Source organism: Streptomyces sp. CO7 (genome assembly GCF_053474865.1).
In genome coordinates, this window is the sequence record NZ_JBRIOU010000002.1 from 704,363 (window position 1) to 705,539 (window position 1,177).

The 1,177-nt window shown below is 76.6% G+C and carries 1 protein-coding gene and 1 pseudogene; one reads left to right on the forward strand and one right to left on the reverse strand.

Annotated elements, in window-relative coordinates:
* Positions 1 to 554 (forward strand): annotated as a pseudogene (locus tag ACOV8S_RS05200) (SWIM zinc finger family protein); the annotation flags it as partial.
* A gap of 41 nt (positions 555 to 595) precedes the next feature.
* Here the strand turns inward: ACOV8S_RS05200 and ACOV8S_RS05205 are convergent.
* Complete coding sequence (locus tag ACOV8S_RS05205; protein WP_448317357.1) at positions 596 to 958, reverse strand: hypothetical protein; 363 nt, start codon at positions 956 to 958, stop codon at positions 596 to 598.
* Positions 959 to 1,177 lie beyond the last annotated feature (219 nt).

Sequence of the window (1,177 nt, forward strand, 5' to 3'; positions counted from 1 at the left end):
ACCCCTACGCGCTGGACCAGCTGGCCACGCACGCCGCCGCCCGCGCGCTCGCCCTGCTCGGCACCGGCGAGGATCCGGTGGGCGAGCTGACCCTCTGGGAGGACGCCGTGCGCATCGCGGCGGCCCGTCCCGGTTCGGGGCTGACTGCCACGACCCGCACCCTCTACTCGTCCCTCGCCGCGGCCTCCGGCCGCACCCCCGTCGACCTCGCGCGCGCGGTCGCCGCCTGGCGGCAGGGCGGACTCGCGGGCCTGGCCGTGCTGGAGGGCGAGCCGTGGAACCCGCCGGCCGGCCGTTTCGACCGTGCCCGCCCCCTGCTGACGGCCGCCGGGCTGCCGCCGTTCCGGCCCTGGCGCAACCGTCTCACCCACCCGGTGGGGCACGCCCAGCTACGGCTCGGCCAGGACAACCTCTGGTACGCCTACGAGTCGGAACCCGGCGCGGACGACTGGTGGCCGCGCGGCGCCGCCGATCCGGACCCGGTCGGCGCGCTCACGGCCCTCGGCCCCGCACTCGACCCGGCCGAACTCCCGCCGGACCCGCCGCTCCGCTGACCGCCCGTCACTGCCCGGCGCCTTGCCGCTGGTGCACTGCCTCACCCGCCCTGGACCAGCCGGGCCAGCTCGCCGACCGCGGTCGCCAGGGGGACCACCGGCTCGGCGAAGGCGGTCAGGCGGTCCAGGGCCCGGCGCAGCACCCCAGGCTGCGGTTCGCTCTCCGCCAGCTCCTCGCGCAGCCTGCGCAGCTCCACCCGCGGCGCGCTGCCGTCGGGGAGCTCGTCCCGGTGCTGGTCCAGCAGCAGCTCGATGCGGGTGAGCAGTTCCTCCACCCGGGCCGACTGCTCGCCGGTGAAGGCCGCCCCGACCGCCACCTGCCCCGCCTCGGCCCGAGCGCCCTGCCCGACGGCCTGGTTGCCCACCTGGCTGTGGCCCCCGTACTGCTGGACCCCGTGGTTCACGTGAGCGGCCCGGCCCTGCCCGTTCTCCTGAGCCTGCGCCTGGGCCTGCGCCTGGGCTTGAACCTGCCGGATCCGAGCGTTGATCTGACCGTTCTCCTGGTCGGACACGACTCTCCCTTCTACGTCTCGCTCGCCTGCGTGGCGTTCTGCGTGGCGTCCTGCGTTCCGTGCTCGCGTCCCTTATCCCCGTGCCGCCCCGCCCGCGCCGCCGGCAGGTCC